The organism is Streptomyces pratensis (assembly GCF_016804005.1).
Lineage (GTDB): Bacteria > Actinomycetota > Actinomycetes > Streptomycetales > Streptomycetaceae > Streptomyces > Streptomyces pratensis_A.
Genome location: NZ_CP051486.1, coordinates 2,049,338 through 2,063,262, shown reverse-complemented (window position 1 = coordinate 2,063,262; position 13,925 = coordinate 2,049,338). Strand labels below are relative to the sequence as shown.

General features: G+C 70.2%; 16 protein-coding genes. 4 read left to right on the top strand and 12 right to left on the bottom strand.

Translation table 11 applies throughout. The annotated features are described in order from the left end of the window. The first annotated feature begins 155 nt into the window (after positions 1 to 155). Both HED23_RS09155 and HED23_RS09150 read left to right on the top strand, forming a co-directional pair. Positions 156 to 824 carry a potassium channel family protein gene (locus tag HED23_RS09155; protein WP_073748169.1) on the top strand — a complete coding sequence of 223 codons (669 nt, stop codon included), beginning with the start codon at positions 156 to 158 and terminating at the stop codon, positions 822 to 824. Then, the gene (locus HED23_RS09150) at positions 824 to 1,501 is read left to right on the top strand and encodes a potassium channel family protein (protein ID WP_203182905.1); all 678 of its coding nucleotides are present in this window, start codon (positions 824 to 826) and stop codon (positions 1,499 to 1,501) included. The genes HED23_RS09155 and HED23_RS09150 overlap by 1 nt, the downstream gene beginning before the upstream one ends. A 128-nt stretch (positions 1,502 to 1,629) precedes the next feature. On the opposite strand, the gene HED23_RS09145 is transcribed toward HED23_RS09150, so the two are convergent. The 8 genes from HED23_RS09145 to HED23_RS09110 form a co-directional block, all read right to left on the bottom strand. Beyond that, positions 1,630 to 2,469, bottom strand: coding sequence for a DUF3159 domain-containing protein (locus HED23_RS09145; protein ID WP_238441884.1), 840 nt, complete (start codon positions 2,467 to 2,469; stop codon positions 1,630 to 1,632). Positions 2,470 to 2,472: 3 nt separating this feature from the next. After that, a complete protein-coding gene (locus HED23_RS09140) occupies positions 2,473 to 2,889 on the bottom strand; it encodes an OB-fold nucleic acid binding domain-containing protein (protein WP_203182904.1) in 417 nt (138 codons plus the stop codon). Positions 2,890 to 2,959: 70 nt separating this feature from the next. Further along, on the bottom strand, positions 2,960 to 3,667 hold the full coding sequence (locus tag HED23_RS09135) for a response regulator (RefSeq protein ID WP_203182903.1): 708 nt from the start codon (positions 3,665 to 3,667) through the stop codon (positions 2,960 to 2,962). Between the two features lie 55 nt (positions 3,668 to 3,722). Beyond that, entirely contained in the window at positions 3,723 to 6,266 is a 2,544-nt protein-coding gene (locus tag HED23_RS09130) for an ATP-binding protein (protein WP_203182902.1), read from the bottom strand. A gap of 202 nt (positions 6,267 to 6,468) precedes the next feature. Further along, complete coding sequence (locus HED23_RS09125) at positions 6,469 to 7,203, bottom strand: ABC transporter ATP-binding protein (RefSeq protein WP_203182901.1); 735 nt, start codon at positions 7,201 to 7,203, stop codon at positions 6,469 to 6,471. Between the two features lie 151 nt (positions 7,204 to 7,354). After that, entirely contained in the window at positions 7,355 to 8,125 is a 771-nt protein-coding gene (locus tag HED23_RS09120) for a DUF3710 domain-containing protein (RefSeq protein ID WP_203182900.1), read from the bottom strand. A 1-nt stretch (position 8,126) separates the two neighbouring features. Further along, positions 8,127 to 8,654, bottom strand: a complete 528-nt coding sequence (dut, locus tag HED23_RS09115; protein WP_203182899.1) for a dUTP diphosphatase — start codon at positions 8,652 to 8,654, stop codon at positions 8,127 to 8,129. Further along, positions 8,654 to 9,238, bottom strand: a complete 585-nt coding sequence (locus tag HED23_RS09110; RefSeq protein ID WP_203182898.1) for a PaaI family thioesterase — start codon at positions 9,236 to 9,238, stop codon at positions 8,654 to 8,656. The genes dut and HED23_RS09110 overlap by 1 nt, the downstream gene beginning before the upstream one ends. Positions 9,239 to 9,296: 58 nt before the next feature. Between HED23_RS09110 and HED23_RS09105 the strand changes: the two genes are divergently transcribed. Further along, positions 9,297 to 9,752 carry a DUF3093 domain-containing protein gene (locus tag HED23_RS09105; RefSeq protein ID WP_203182897.1) on the top strand — a complete coding sequence of 152 codons (456 nt, stop codon included), beginning with the start codon at positions 9,297 to 9,299 and terminating at the stop codon, positions 9,750 to 9,752. Between the two features lie 23 nt (positions 9,753 to 9,775). Here HED23_RS09105 and HED23_RS09100 read toward each other — a convergent pair whose 3' ends face one another. The 4 genes from HED23_RS09100 to HED23_RS09085 all read right to left on the bottom strand — a co-directional run bounded on the left by HED23_RS09100 (position 9,776) and on the right by HED23_RS09085 (position 13,343). Next, positions 9,776 to 10,735 (bottom strand): hypothetical protein, encoded by a 960-nt coding sequence (locus HED23_RS09100; RefSeq protein WP_203182896.1) that lies wholly within the window; start codon positions 10,733 to 10,735, stop codon positions 9,776 to 9,778. Positions 10,736 to 10,747: 12 nt separating this feature from the next. Beyond that, on the bottom strand, positions 10,748 to 11,044 hold the full coding sequence (locus tag HED23_RS09095) for a DUF4193 domain-containing protein (protein ID WP_003965732.1): 297 nt from the start codon (positions 11,042 to 11,044) through the stop codon (positions 10,748 to 10,750). Between the two features lie 405 nt (positions 11,045 to 11,449). Next, positions 11,450 to 12,682, bottom strand: coding sequence for a sensor histidine kinase (locus HED23_RS09090; protein WP_203182895.1), 1,233 nt, complete (start codon positions 12,680 to 12,682; stop codon positions 11,450 to 11,452). Positions 12,683 to 12,689: 7 nt separating this feature from the next. Then, positions 12,690 to 13,343: a response regulator transcription factor gene (locus HED23_RS09085; RefSeq protein WP_031089418.1), complete on the bottom strand. Its 654-nt coding sequence runs from the start codon at positions 13,341 to 13,343 to the stop codon at positions 12,690 to 12,692. 361 nt (positions 13,344 to 13,704) lie between these two features. On the opposite strand from HED23_RS09085, the gene HED23_RS09080 reads away from it, so the two are divergent. Further along, complete coding sequence (locus tag HED23_RS09080) at positions 13,705 to 13,878, top strand: hypothetical protein (RefSeq protein WP_167359495.1); 174 nt, start codon at positions 13,705 to 13,707, stop codon at positions 13,876 to 13,878. Positions 13,879 to 13,925 lie beyond the last annotated feature (47 nt).

Here is a 13,925-nt window from a genome sequence, read left to right as displayed (position 1 = left end):
TCGGATGAGGCGCCGCGCGCGTCGCCGCATAAGCTCATCCACGGGCAACGCCGAAGGTGGTTGCCCCATCGTTTGCCCCGCAAGCTGAGAGAGAAGTGTGAGCAGGGTGTTTTCGCAGGTCATCCGGACGACCAGGACGGCGAGGTAGGGGCAAGGTGCACATCGTCATCATGGGCTGCGGGCGTGTCGGAGCCGCTCTCGCGCAGACCCTGGAACAGCAGGGGCACACGGTCGCCGTGATCGACCAGGACCCCACCGCGTTCCGTCGGCTCGGCGCCGGATTCGGCGGCAGGCGGGTCAGCGGGGTCGGCTTCGACCAGGACACCCTGCGCGAGGCGGGGATCGAGGAGGCCGGCGCCTTCGCGGCCGTCAGCAGCGGGGACAACTCCAACATCATCGCCGCCCGGGTGGCCCGCGAGATGTTCGGCATCGAGAACGTCGCGGCGCGCATCTACGACCCGCGGCGTGCCGAGGTCTACCAGCGGCTGGGCATCCCCACGGTCGCCACGGTCCGCTGGACGGCGGACCAGATGCTGCGGCGGCTGCTGCCGTCGGGCGCGGAGCCGCTGTGGCGCGACCCCAGCGGTGGTGTGCAGCTCGCCGAGGTGCACACGACGCCGTCCTGGATCGGGCACAAGATCAGCACTCTGCAGGAGGAGACGGGCGTCCGTGTCGCCTTCCTCACCCGGCTGGGTGAGGCCATACTGCCCACGTCGCAGACGGTTCTGCAGGAGGGCGACCTCGTCCACGTGATGATGCGTACGGACGAGATCGCGAAGGTCGAGGAGGCCTTCGCCGAAGGTCCCGAGGAGGGCGGTCACTGATGCGCGTCGCGATTGCCGGGGCCGGTGCGGTGGGCCGTTCCATCGCGGCCGAGCTCCTGGAGAACGGGCACGAGGTGCTGCTGATCGACAAGGCGCCGACCGCCATCTCGGTGGAGCGGGTCCCGATGGCCGAGTGGCTCCTCGCGGACGCCTGCGAGATCACGTCGCTCGACGAGGCGGCGCTCCAGCGGTGCAACGTCGTGATCGCCGCGACGGGTGACGACAAGGTCAATCTTGTCGTCTCGCTGCTCGCGAAGACCGAGTACGGCGTACCGAGGGTCGTCGCCCGGGTGAACAACCCGAAGAACGAGTGGCTGTTCAACGAGTCCTGGGGCGTCGACGTCGCGGTCTCCACGCCGCGTCTGATGTCCGCCCTGGTCGAGGAGGCGGTGAGCGTCGGCGATCTGGTCCGGCTGCTGCGCTTCAGCCACGGCGACGCCAACCTGGTCGAGCTGACCCTGCCCCCGGAGTCGGCGATGGCCGGCACCCGGGTGAGCGATGTGGACTGGCCCGAGGACACCTCGCTCGTCACGATCATCCGTGGCACGCGTGTGCTGACGCCGAGCCCCGAGGAGACCCTGGAGGCCGGTGACGAGCTGTTGTTCGTGGCCGCCCAGGCTCGTGAGGAGCAGTTGGAGGACCTGTTGTCGGTCCGCCGGGAACCTGCCGAGGACTGAGGCACCCGCCCGAGGACCTCCAGGCGTGCGGAGGGGCCCGGACCGGACGTCATCGACGTCCGGTCCGGGCCCCTCCGCGTGTCCTGCGGACGGAGCCGGGCGGCCCGCCCGGCCTCAGGGCGCCGGGGTCACGGCGTGCGTCGGTCCCCGGAAGGACCGGCGTCGCGCGCCGTGTCGGCGAACCCGGGGGCCAGGAGGTCCTGTTCCGCCTGCGCGAGCCCGTGGGCCGGGGTGTTCCCGGCGGCCTTGCGTTCCTTCTCGGCCTGCTCCTCCGCCTCCATCTCGGCGAAGACGTCGATGGGCGGCGGAGCCTTGGCGAGGAAGACCCAGGTCAGATACACCGCGAGCAGGAACGGCGGGATCTTGAGTGCGACCAGCACCCAGCCGAGCTGCGTGGTGTCGGCCCACCAGTACAGCGGGAAGAGGATCGCGCACTTGGCGAGGAGGATCAGCCCCCAGGCGTAACTGGCTTTGGCGTACGCCTTCTTACGGCCCGGGTTCCTGGTGCGCCAGGAGAGGTTCTCCTTGAAGACCGGGCCGAGGATCAGACCGATCAACGGCACCCCGGCGAGCGTCGTGACGAGGTACGCGAGGGCGAGCCCGAGCGTGTAGATCATGCCCGGCAGGTAGAAGTCCTTGGCGTTGCCGGTCATCATCGCGAAGACGACACCGAAGCCGACGCCGAAGACGCCGCTGAAGGCGTGCTTGACGGTGTCCTTGCGGATCAGCCGTACCGCGACGAGGACCAAGGAGACCGCCAGGGCCGCGATGGCCGAGGCCTTCAGATCCTTGTTGATGGTGAAGATCGTGACGAAGAGCAGCCCGGGCAGGACTGTCTCCACCATTCCGCGCACGCCACCGAACGCCTCGAAGAGCGCGGCTTCCGTGACCGCCTTCGCGTCGGCGTCCTGCTGGTCGGTGCGGTGGGGCTGGTCCTTTTCGGACGTCGGCTTGTCGAGAGACGTCACCGGCTACTCCTTGCCGAGCGGTCGGAGTTCGTATTTGGGGTTGAACAGCACCCGGCGCCCGTGGCTCATGGCCACGCGGCCCGACGCGATGAGTCTGCGGCCCGGTTCTATGCCGACGATGGAACGCCGGCCCAGCCAGACCACGTCGAGCGGCGCGGTGCCGTCGAAGAGTTCAGCCTCGAGGGCGGGCACTCCGGCCCGTGGGCGCAGGGTGACGGTCCGCAAGGTACCAGTGACCTTGACGATCTGCCGGTCCGAGCACTCCGAGATGCGTGTGCAGCCCGAAGCGTGCGTGTCCTCCTGGAGTTCCTCGGACTCGAGGTCCTCCTGGGAGCTGGACAGCCGGTCGAGCATGCGGCGGAAGCGGCCGGACGGCCTTTCCGCCCTGCCTGACTTCTCGGATCGGGGAACAGCGCTCATACCCGAAGGGTACCGGTCTCCTGTGGTAGGGGCTGGCCCACGCAGGTGCCACTCGAACGAGTGGCACCGATCACTCCGGGACGGATCGTCCACGCTCGAAGCGGTAGCCCATGCCGGGCTCGGTCACGAAGTGTCTGGGATGCGAGGGATCCGCCTCCAGCTTGCGGCGCAGCTGCGCCATGTAGACCCGCAGGTAGTTGGTCTCGGTGCCGTACGAGGGCCCCCAGACCTCCTGGAGCAGCTGCTTCTGGCTGACGAGGCGCCCGGCGTTCCGGACGAGGACCTCCAGTAGGTGCCATTCCGTGGGCGTGAGCCGCACGTCCCGGCCCTCACGGTGGACCTTCTTCGCAGCGAGGTCGACGGTGAACCCCTCGGTCTCGACGATCACGAGGTCGTCCCCGCCGTCCTGGCCGACAGGTTCCGCCCTGCGCACGGCGGCGCGCAGCCTGGCCAGCAGCTCGTCCATGCCGAACGGCTTGGTGACGTAGTCGTCGGCCCCGGCGTCCAGGGCCTCGACCTTCTCGTCGGAGGTGTGGCGGGCCGAGAGCACGAGGATCGGCACCCGTGTCCATCCGCGCAGGCCCCTGATCACCTCGACGCCGTCCATGTCGGGCAGCCCGAGGTCGAGGACGACGACGTCGGGGTGGCGCGCCGCCGCGAGCTGCAGCGCGGTCGCCCCGTCGGGTGCCGCGTCCACCTCGTACCTGCGCGCCTTGAGGTTGATCACGAGGGCGCGCACGATCTGCGGCTCGTCGTCGACCACGAGCACCCGGGTCATCGCGGACCTGCCTTTCCGGAATACGTGTACGGGGCGGGAGTGGTCCCCGGGGTTCTCATGAGGTGATGTGCGCGGGCGGTACGGGGCCGGCCCGGACCTGGCCCGGAGCGGCGGTGAGCGTGAGGACCATGGTGAGTCCGCCGCCCGGGGTGTCCTCGGCGTCCAAGGTGCCGCCCATGGACTCCACGAAGCCGCGGGCGACGGCGAGCCCGAGGCCGACCCCGGCGCCGCGCGGGGCGTCGCCGTACCGCTGGAAGGGCTCGAATATGCGGTCCTTGGCCTCGTCGGGTACACCGCGGCCCCGGTCGGCCACACGGAGCTCGACGCGTTCGCCCAGAGAGCTGGCGGCGACGGTGACGCGCTCCCTTCCGGGGCTGTACTTGACGGCGTTCTCGACGATGTTGGCGACGGCCCGCTCCAGCAGTCCCGGGTCGACGGCGACCATGGGCAGCGTCTCGGGGATGTCCAGGTCGACGCTGCCCTCCGGTACGCCGCCGAGTGCCATCGGGACGACCTCGTCGAGGTCGAGCTCACGGATCAGCGGGGTGACCGTGCCGGTCTGCAGGCGCGACATGTCGAGCAGATTGCCGACCAGGTGGTCCAGGCGGTCGGCGCCGTCCTCGATGGCCGCGAGGAGCTCCGCCTCGTCCTCGTCGGACCAGGAGACGTCGTCGGAGCGCAGGGAGCTCACCGCGGCCTTGATGGCCGCCAGCGGTGTACGCAGGTCGTGGCTGACGGCGGCGAGCAGCGCGGTCCTGATCCGGTTGCCCTCGGCCAGCCGCCGGGCCGCCTCCGCCTCTCCCACCAGGCGCTGCCGGTCGAGTACGACGACGGCCTGCGCGGCGAAGGCACCGAGGACCCGGCGGTCCTCCGCGGGCAGCACCCGGCCGGAGAGCGCCAGCGCCATGTGGTCCCCGACGGGCATGTCCACATCCGCGTCGTCGGGTCTGGCCACGGGTGCGGGTCCGACGGATCCGGCGCAGGTCCAGGGCTCGACATCGCTCTGCCTCTCCAGCAGGGCGACCGACTCCATGCCGAAGGTCTCGCGGACCCGGTCCAGCAGGGCGTCCAGGGCCGTCTCGCCCCGGAGGACGCTCCCGGCGAGGGTGGAGAGGATCTCGGACTCGGCGCGCAGCCGCGCCGCCTGATGGGTGCGCCGGGCCGCGAGGTCCACCACGGATGCGACCGCGACCGCCACCGCGAAGAAGATCACGATGGCGACGAAGTTCTCGGGGTCCTGGACGGTCAGGGTGTGGGTCGGGGGCGTGAACCAGTAGTTCAGGAGCAGCGAGCCGGCGGCGGCCGAGGCGAGGGCGGGTGCCAGGCCTCCGAGGAGGGCGGCCGCGACGGTCAGGAAGAGGAAGAGCAGGACGTCGTTGGCGAGTCCGGGTCCGTTCTCCATGCCGTGCAGGAGGAGCGTGAGGAGGGCGGGCCCGCCCACGCCGGTCAGCCAGCCGGAGATGATCCGGGTGCGGCTGAGCCGGGCACCGCGTGCGATGGGCAGCCCGCGCCCCTTGGCGACCTCTTCGTGCGTGACGATGTGCACGTCGAGGTCGGGGCCCGACTCGCGGGCGACGGTGGCGCCGACCCCGGGGCCGTAGACGTACTGCCAGGTCTTGCGGCGGCTGGAGCCGAGGACGATCTGGGTGGCGTTGACGCCCCGGGCGAACGCGAGGAGCGCCGAGGGTATGTCGTCACCGATGACGTGGTGGAAGGTCCCCCCGAGGTCCTCGACGAGGGTGCGCTGGACCGTGAGCTCCTTGGGCGAGGCGGAGGTCAGTCCGTCGCTGCGCGCGATGTACACCGCGAGGATCTCGCTGCCGGACCCCTTGGCGGCCATCCGTGAGGCCCGGCGGATGAGCGTACGGCCCTCGGGGCCGCCGGTCAGCCCGACGACGATACGCTCGCGGGCCTGCCACGGGGCGCTGATGTCGTGCTCGCCGCGGTACTGCTGGAGGTACTCGTCGACACGGTCGGCGACCCAGAGGAGGGCGAGCTCGCGCAGGGCGGTGAGGTTGCCCGGCCGGAAGTAGTTCGACAGGGCCGCGTCGACCTTGTCGGACTGGTAGATGTTGCCGTGGGCCATACGGCGGCGCAGCGCCTGGGGCGACATGTCGACGAGCTCGATCTGGTCCGCACGGCGGGCCACCTCGTCGGGAACGGTCTCCTGCTGGCGTACCCCGGTTATCGACTCGACGACGTCGCCGAGGGACTCCAGGTGCTGGATGTTGACGGTGGACACCACGTCGATGCCGGCCTTGAGCAGCTCTTCGACGTCCTGCCAGCGCTTGGCGTTGCGGGAGCCGGGCACATTGGTGTGGGCGAGTTCGTCGACGAGGGCGACGGCCGGCGCCCGCTCCAGGACGGCGTCGACGTCCATCTCTGCGAAGACGGCCGAGCGGTATTCGATGTCGCACCGCCGGATCTGCTCCAGGCCGTGCAGCAGCACCTCGGTGCGTGGCCGGTCGTGGTGCTCCACGAAGGCGACGACGCAGTCCGTGCCCCGCTCCACACGTCGGTGGGCCTCGGACAGCATCGCGTAGGTCTTGCCGACGCCGGGTGCCGCACCCAGGTAGATCCGAAGCTTGCCGCGTGCCATGGCCCCATTGTCTTCTCTGAACCGGCTGCCGCAGATTCGGGAGCCGGTGTCGAAGCTACCTCGAAAATTTCCGGCATATGGGGTCAGGGCCGGGCGCCGGGGCCGTATTGACGGGATTCTGATGCGGGGCCGGTGCCGGGGGACGCGCGGCCGCTCGTCCGCCCGCTGCTTCAGGCGTGCTCGACTTCAGGCGGGCTCGACTTCAGGCGTGCTCGACGATGTGCCCGTCGCTGAGCTCGAGGACCCGGTCGGCGAAGCCGAGCAGCTGGGGATCGTGGGTGGCGACGAGGACGGTGACGCCCTCGCTGCGCACGACGGCCCGCAGCAGCTGCATGACCGCGAGTCCGGTCTCCGCGTCGAGCTGCCCGGTGGGCTCGTCGGCGATCAGGAGGGCGGGGCGGTTGGCGAGGGCGCGGGCGATGGCGACGCGCTGCTGCTGGCCGCCGGAGAGCTCCCCTGGACGCTGCTGGGCGTGGTCGCCGAGGCCCACCAGGGAGAGCAGCAGTGCCACTCGCTCCTCGCGTTCGTGCGGGTCGGTCTTCCGCAGGCGCATGGGCACGCCGACGTTCTCCGCCGCGGTCAGGATCGGGATCAGGCCGAACGACTGGAAGATGAAGCCGATCCGGTCCCTGCGCAGCTCCAGCAGCCCGTCCTCGCCGAGCCCGGAGAGGTCGGTGCCGCCGACGGTGATCCGCCCGCTGTCGGGTGTGTCGAGGCCGCCGACGAGATTGAGCAGGGTGGTCTTGCCCGACCCCGAGCGGCCCTTGAGGGCGACGAGCTCTCCGCGCGGGATCTGGAAGGAGACCCCCCGCAGGGCGTGCACGGCCGCCGCGCCGGACCCGTACGAGCGGTGCAGGTCCTCGATACGCACCATGGGGCCGTCGGCCGGACTCCCGGCCAGGACCGTGCCGGTCCGTCCGTCGGTGCTCCGTGTCATCGCTCTCCCCCGTGCGTACGCGGCCGTGCGTACCGCTCCCTAGGCAGCCGCCAGTATGTGCATGTGGCACCCGGTGAGGCAATGGAAAGGCCTGTGGGCCGCACCCCCTCCCCGGGGTACGGCCCACTGGCCTCTGCGAGCGGGGGTGCTGTCAGCGCACCTCGGTGATCTCGGGCCCACGCTGGAGCTGGCCCATGCCACCGGAGAACTTCGAGCTCTCCTGGTCCTCCTGCTGCACGCCCTCGGGCACCATCTGGGCGTCGTTGGGGAGCTTGAGGACGATCGGGTCACGCGGGGCCATCGGGCCGTCACCACGGACGACGACGGTGTCCCGGAAGATCGTCTCCAGCAGCCCGGCGGCCTCCGGCTGCACGGCGCCCTGGCCGGAGATCACTCCACGCAGGAACCAGCGCGGTCCGTCGATGCCGACGAAGCGCACCAGTTGCACACCGGTCTTCCCGTCCGGGAGCTGTACGGGGACCTGGGCGCGCAGTTCCCAGCCCAGCGGGCCCTCGACCTCGTCGATGACCCCGCCCTGCTGGGTGATGCCGGAAGCGATCTCCTCGCGCACCTCGCCCCAGATGCCCTCCTTCTTGGGGGCGGCGAAGGCCTGCAGCTGGACCGCGCTGTCGCGCAGCACGACGGTGGCCGCGACGATCGCGTCACCGGCGACCTCCACCCGGAGCTCCATGCCCTCGACCCCGGGCACGAAGATGCCGCCCAGGTCCACCCGGCCCTCCCCGGGCTGGGACACCTCGGAGATGTCCCACGGCCCGTCGGGGCGGGGGGCAGGCGGAAGGTTCGTGCGGCGCGAGCCGCTCTCGGCCCCGGTGTCGTCGAGCTCGTCGGCGACCTGCTCGGCCTCGCGCGCTTCGTCCGCCGTGTCCTTGGCGGAACCACTGTTCTTGCGACGTCCGAACACGTCAACGTCCTTCCCGGTCGGATACGACCGAAGCGTAGCTGTTCCCACCCTGGGTGTTACCGCCCGTGACGCCGTCCACCGCGGCGTGACCGCCGGTGGATCCGAAGCCCCCCTCGGCCCGCGCCGAGCCGGGGAGCTCCGTCACCTCGTGGAAGCGCACCTTCTCGACCTGCTGGACGACCAGTTGGGCAATCCGGTCGAACCGTTCGAACCTCACGGTCTCGCGTGGGTCGAGATTGACCACGATGACCTTGATCTCCCCACGGTACCCGGCATCGACCGTCCCTGGGGCGTTCACGAGAGCCACTCCGCAGCGGGCAGCGAGGCCCGAGCGGGGGTGCACGAAGGCGGCGTAGCCGTCGGGCAGCGCGATCGACACCCCGGTGGGGAGAACGGCACGCTCGCCAGGGGCGAGTTCCGCGGCCTCGGTGGTGACCAGATCGGCGCCCGCGTCACCGGGGTGCCCGTAGCCGGGAAGGGGCACCTCCGGGTCGACCCGGCGGATGAGTACGTCGACGGGGTGCCGCATCAGGGGTTCACCTCGAAGGCGCGGGCCCGCCGCACCTGGTCCGGGTCGGACATGGCCGCCTGGATCTCCTCCGGCCGCCCGTTGTCGATGAAGTGGTCCACCTTGACCTCGATGAAGAGGGCTTCCGCACGGACCGCGACGGGCCCCTCGGGGCTCCCGGTCCGGCCCGTCGCGCGGCAGTAGATCTTCCGGCCGTGCACGGCGGTGACCTCGGCCTCCAGGAAGAGCACCGTGTCGACCGGCACCGGCAGGACGTAGTCGGTCTCCAGCCGTCCGGTCACCGCGATGACCCGGAGCAGCCAGCTCAGCGCTCCGAGCGTCTCGTCCATCGCCGTGGCCAGGACACCGCCGTGCGCCAGCCCCGGAGCGCCCTGATGGGCGGGCTTCACCGTGAATTCGGCGGTGACGCTCACACCTTCTCCGGCCGTCGCCCGGAGGTGCAGTCCGTGCGGCTGTCCGCCACCACAGCCGAAACAGTGTTCGTAGTGGGAGCCGAGGATCTCTCCGGGCGCGGGGGCGTCGGGATGACGGACCGGCTTCACCGCGCCGGCCGGGGGTGTCAGACGTGCAGATGTTCCACTCACAGGCGCAGACCTTACCCGCGCTGCCGGCCCAGGGGCGCGCCGTGCCAAGCTTGCTTTCATGCAGCCTTCCGCATCTCCCTTCGACGAACGTCTCACCGCACCCCGCTCGTGGTGGCTCATCGCCTTCGGGGTCGGTGTCGCCTGTGCGCTGATGCTCCTGCCGCTCGGCGCCCTGCCCATGCTCGGTGGCCTGGTCGCCGGTACGGCCGCGGCCTGTGCGGGCGTCAGCTCGTACGGGTCCGCGCGCATCCGGGTCGTGGCGGGCGCCCTCGTCGCGGGCGATGCCCGGATCCCCCTGGAGGCGCTCGGCGACGCCGAGGTGCTGGACGGGGAGGAGGCGCGCGCCTGGCGCTCGTACAAGGCGGATCCCCGCGCGTTCATGCTGCTGCGCAGCTACGTCCCGACGGCGGTGCGGGTGAAGGTCACGGATCCGGCCGACCCGACGCCGTACGTCTATCTGTCGACCCGGGAGCCGCAGGCCCTGGTGGACGCCCTCGCGCCGGTAGCCGCCTGAGAGGTCAGCGGCCGGGGCAGAGGTCAGCGGCCGGGGCCGTCCAGGCCCTTGGGGAGCTCCTCGGCGGGCTTCTCCGGCTGTTCCAGCGGGGGGAGCTCGGGAAGACGGTCCCAGGGCACCTGATGGCGCCGGAGGTCGTTCCTGACCCGGTCGGCGAGCTTTCTGGTGTCCCGTCTGTTCATCAGGGCGCCGACGACGGCACCGACCATGAACGGGATGAGATTCGGCAGGTCGCGGACGGTGCGCTTCATGATCTGCTGACGCAGTTCGCGCTTCATCTGCCCGCCCAGCGCCGCGTTGAGCGTGGCGGGGCGCGAGACGTCGATGCCGCGTTCCTCGGTCCAGGACGTGAGGTACGCGGTGCTGCGCTGCGCGAGGTTGCCCGGCGGGCGCAGGCCGTAGACCTCGTGGAGCTCGGCCACGAGCTTCATCTCGACGGCTGCCACTCCGGTGATCTCGGCGGCCAGCTCGGCGAGCATGGCGGGTGGTACGGGCATCATCGCCGCCGCCCCGATGCCCGCGCCGACGGTCGCCGTGGCGTTGCACGCGCCTGCGACGAGTTTGTCGGCGAGCTCTTCGGGGCCCAGCCCCGGGAACTGTCTGCGCAGGGTGGCGAGGTCGCGCACCGGGACGCGGGGAGCCGTTTCGATGATGCGGTCGGCCACCATGCCGACTGCGACCGTGGCGCTCTCCCGGCTCTTGCGTACGCCTCGTTTCAGTGTGTGCAGGCGGCCGGAGCCCTTGGGAGGCACGTCCGGTCCGTTCTGCCCGGGCTCGGGTGACGGGTCCGTTCCCCTCACCGCTTCGAGCGAGGCCGGGCGGCCCCGCTCGTCGTCAGGTGTGCTGCCGGGAGAGGCAGGCAGGGCGGCCTGGTGCTCGGCAGTGGGGCTCTCGCCCTCTGCCGGGCCTGTGCCGCCCTGATGTGCCTCCGACGACTTCGTGCGCCGCAAGCGCCGCTTCCGGAACGGTGTGTCGCCTGCCACGGCCGGCCTGCCTCAGTCGCAGTCGCGGCAGATGGGCTGGCCGTTCTTCTCCCGCGCCAGCTGGCTCCTGTGGTGCACGAGGAAGCAGCTCATGCAGGTGAACTCGTCGGCCTGCTTGGGCAGAACCCGCACGGCGAGCTCTTCGTTGGACAGGTCCGCGCCGGGCAGCTCCAGTCCTTCTGCCGCGTCGAACTCGTCCACGTCGACGGCGGACGCCGTCTTGTCGCTCCGACGAGCCTTGAGCTCTTCGAGGCTGTCCTGGTCCACGTCGTCGTCGGTCTTGCGTGGGGTGTCGTAATCCGTTGCCATGTTCGCTCTCCCCCTCATGGGTGTCTGCGGTGTCTCAGCGCACGTAACGCGTGAGAGGCCGGACTTGTGCCCGACCTGAGGCGGAGATTTTGCCTCACATCAAGGTCTGTTACTCAATCGACACCCAACCGGATCTCTCGTGAGCGATCAGCTTGGGTGGCGATGGGGACCGTACACGGTCCGATTGCTGCAGTTCACGGGCGCCACCCCGTGTACTTCCCGTGATACCGACCCCCGGAAACCCGGACGTTTCCAGGCTTTCGGGCGGAGATGCGATCACGGAGAGTAGATATACGGAAATTCGCTTCTGTGATCGATCACACAGGGACAGAAGGGGAACAGGGTTCGAAAATTCCGCCCAAAGCGAACAGAGCGATCCAATGCGGCCTCACACCGTGAAGCCTCTCAGACAGGCAGGGTGACGCGCATCACGAGACCACCGCCCTCGCGGGGCTCCGCGATGATACGGCCTCCGTGCGCCCGCGCGACGGATCGCGCGATCGACAGGCCGAGTCCGACGCCCTTGTCGCTGCCGGTGCGCTCGGTGCGCAGCCGCCTGAACGGCTCGAAGAGGTTGTCGATCTCGTAGGCGGGCACCACGGGCCCCGTGTTCGTGACCACCAGGAGAGCCTGCCCGTGCTGGAGCTCGGTGGTGACCTCCACCCAGCCGTCCTCCGCCACGTTGTAGCGCACGGCGTTCTGCACGAGGTTGAGCGCGATGCGCTCCAGGAGGACGCCGTTGCCCTGGACGACGGCCTGGGCACGCTCGCCGCGCACCTCGACCCCCTTCGCCGCCGCCTCCGCCATGGTCTGGTCGATGGCACGGTCGGCGACCTCGGCGAGGTCCACGGGCTTGCGTTCGATGATCTGGTTGTCGCTGCGGGCGAGCAGCAGCAGCCCCTCGACCAGTTGCTCGCTGCGCTCGTTCGTGGCCAGGAGCGTCTTGCCCAGCTGGTGGAGCTCCGGCGGGGCCTCGGGGTCCGAGAGATGGACCTCCAGCAGCGTGCGGTTGATCGCGAGGGGCGTACGCAGCTCGTGCGAGGCGTTGCCCACGAACCGCTGCTGGGCCGTGAAGGCCCGCTCCAGCCGGTCCAGCATCTCGTCGAAGGTGTCCGCGAGCTCCTTGAGCTCGTCGTCCGGTCCGTCGAGCTCGATCCGCCGGGTCAGGTCCGTGCCGACCACCCTGCGGGCGGTGCGGGTGATCCGGCCGAGCGGGGACAGGACGCGGCCGGCCATGGCGTAACCGAAGGCGAAGGCGATGACGCTGAGACCCACCAGGGCGAGCAGTGAGCGGTTCAGCAGGTCGTCGAGCGCATGGTCACGCTGCTGATTGGCACAAACGTTCAGAGCGGCGTTGAAGTCGTCCGGGCTGGCCTTGACCGGAAGGTCGCAGATCTCGCTGGTCACCTGGCCGTTCACCACCTCGAACGGCAGGTCGCTGCCCACGTCCAGGGCCTGTGCCGCCAGCATGTAGATGATCGACAGCAACAGGATGCCCGCGATCAGGAACATGCCGCCGTACAGCAGCGTGAGCCGTATCCGGATGGTCGGGCGCAGCCAGGGGTACGGGGACTCCTGGGCCTTGGGTTCCCAGGTCGGTTTCGGGGGCGCCTTCACGGGCGCGGGGGAAGCCGGCATCACGCCCTCAGATCCGGTATCCGGAGCCGGGGACGGTGACGATCACCGGAGGCTCGCCGAGCTTGCGCCGCAGAGTCATGACGGTCACCCGCACCACGTTGGTGAACGGGTCGGTGTTCTCGTCCCACGCCTTCTCGAGCAGCTGCTCGGCCGACACGACGGCGCCCTCGCTGCGCATCAGGACCTCCAGGACCGCGAACTCCTTCGGAGCGAGCTGGATCTCCTGCTCGTCCCGGAAGACCTCACGGCGGTTGGGGTCGAGCTTGATGCCGGCCCGCTCCAGGACCGGCGGCAGCGCGACCGTGGTGCGGCGCCCCAGGGCGCGCACCCGTGCCGTCAGCTCGCTGAAGGCGAAGGGCTTGGGCAGGTAGTCGTCCGCACCCAGCTCCAGGCCCTCGACCCGGTCGCTGACGTCACCCGACGCGGTGAGCATGAGCACCCTGGTGGGCATACCGAGTTCGACGATCTTGCGGCAGACGTCGTCCCCGTGCACCACCGGGAGGTCCCGGTCCAGCACGACGACGTCGTAGTCGTTGACCCCGACACGCTCGAGAGCCGCCGCTCCGTCGTAGACGACGTCGACGGCCATGGCCTCCCGGCGCAGCCCGGTGGCCACCGCATCGGCGAGCAGCTGCTCGTCCTCGACGACGAGTACGCGCACGGCGCAGTCCTTCCGTAGATCTCAGAAAAAACGGCGAGGGCCCTCGATCCGGCCGCTCGCCGCACGTCAGCGGCACCGACTGTGCGCGTCCATCCTGCCCGTAACGCGCATAAACCGGCGGTAAGACGACGCCGCACGGACCGCTGCTCCAGGGAAATGATGGGATTTCCGGGCCAGTTGAGGTTTCTCCCGGGCGGACGGCGGGGAGGACGCTCTCACACCCCGCGATCACGCCCTGCATGTGGCGTACCACAGCCCGTCCTGCATCCAGAGGGACTGCGTGATCACCCGCACTCCGGCCCGGGCCGGAGGACCACCGGGCACACCCCCGTGCCACCGACCCACGACGAGGGGGCGCTTCATGGACGCTTTCACCGCAGGCCTGCTGCAACGAATCAAGACCACAGAGTCCGACCTCACCAGGGCTCGCGAGACGGGCGACGACTTCCTCGCGGATGTCGAGCAGGGAGAGCTTGACGACCTGCACCGCCTCGCCGCCGAGCACGGCGTGGAAATCAGCGCCACGAGCGTCTGAGCCGCCACGAGAGGGCCCCGGAGAGCCTCAATGGCTCTCCGGGGCCC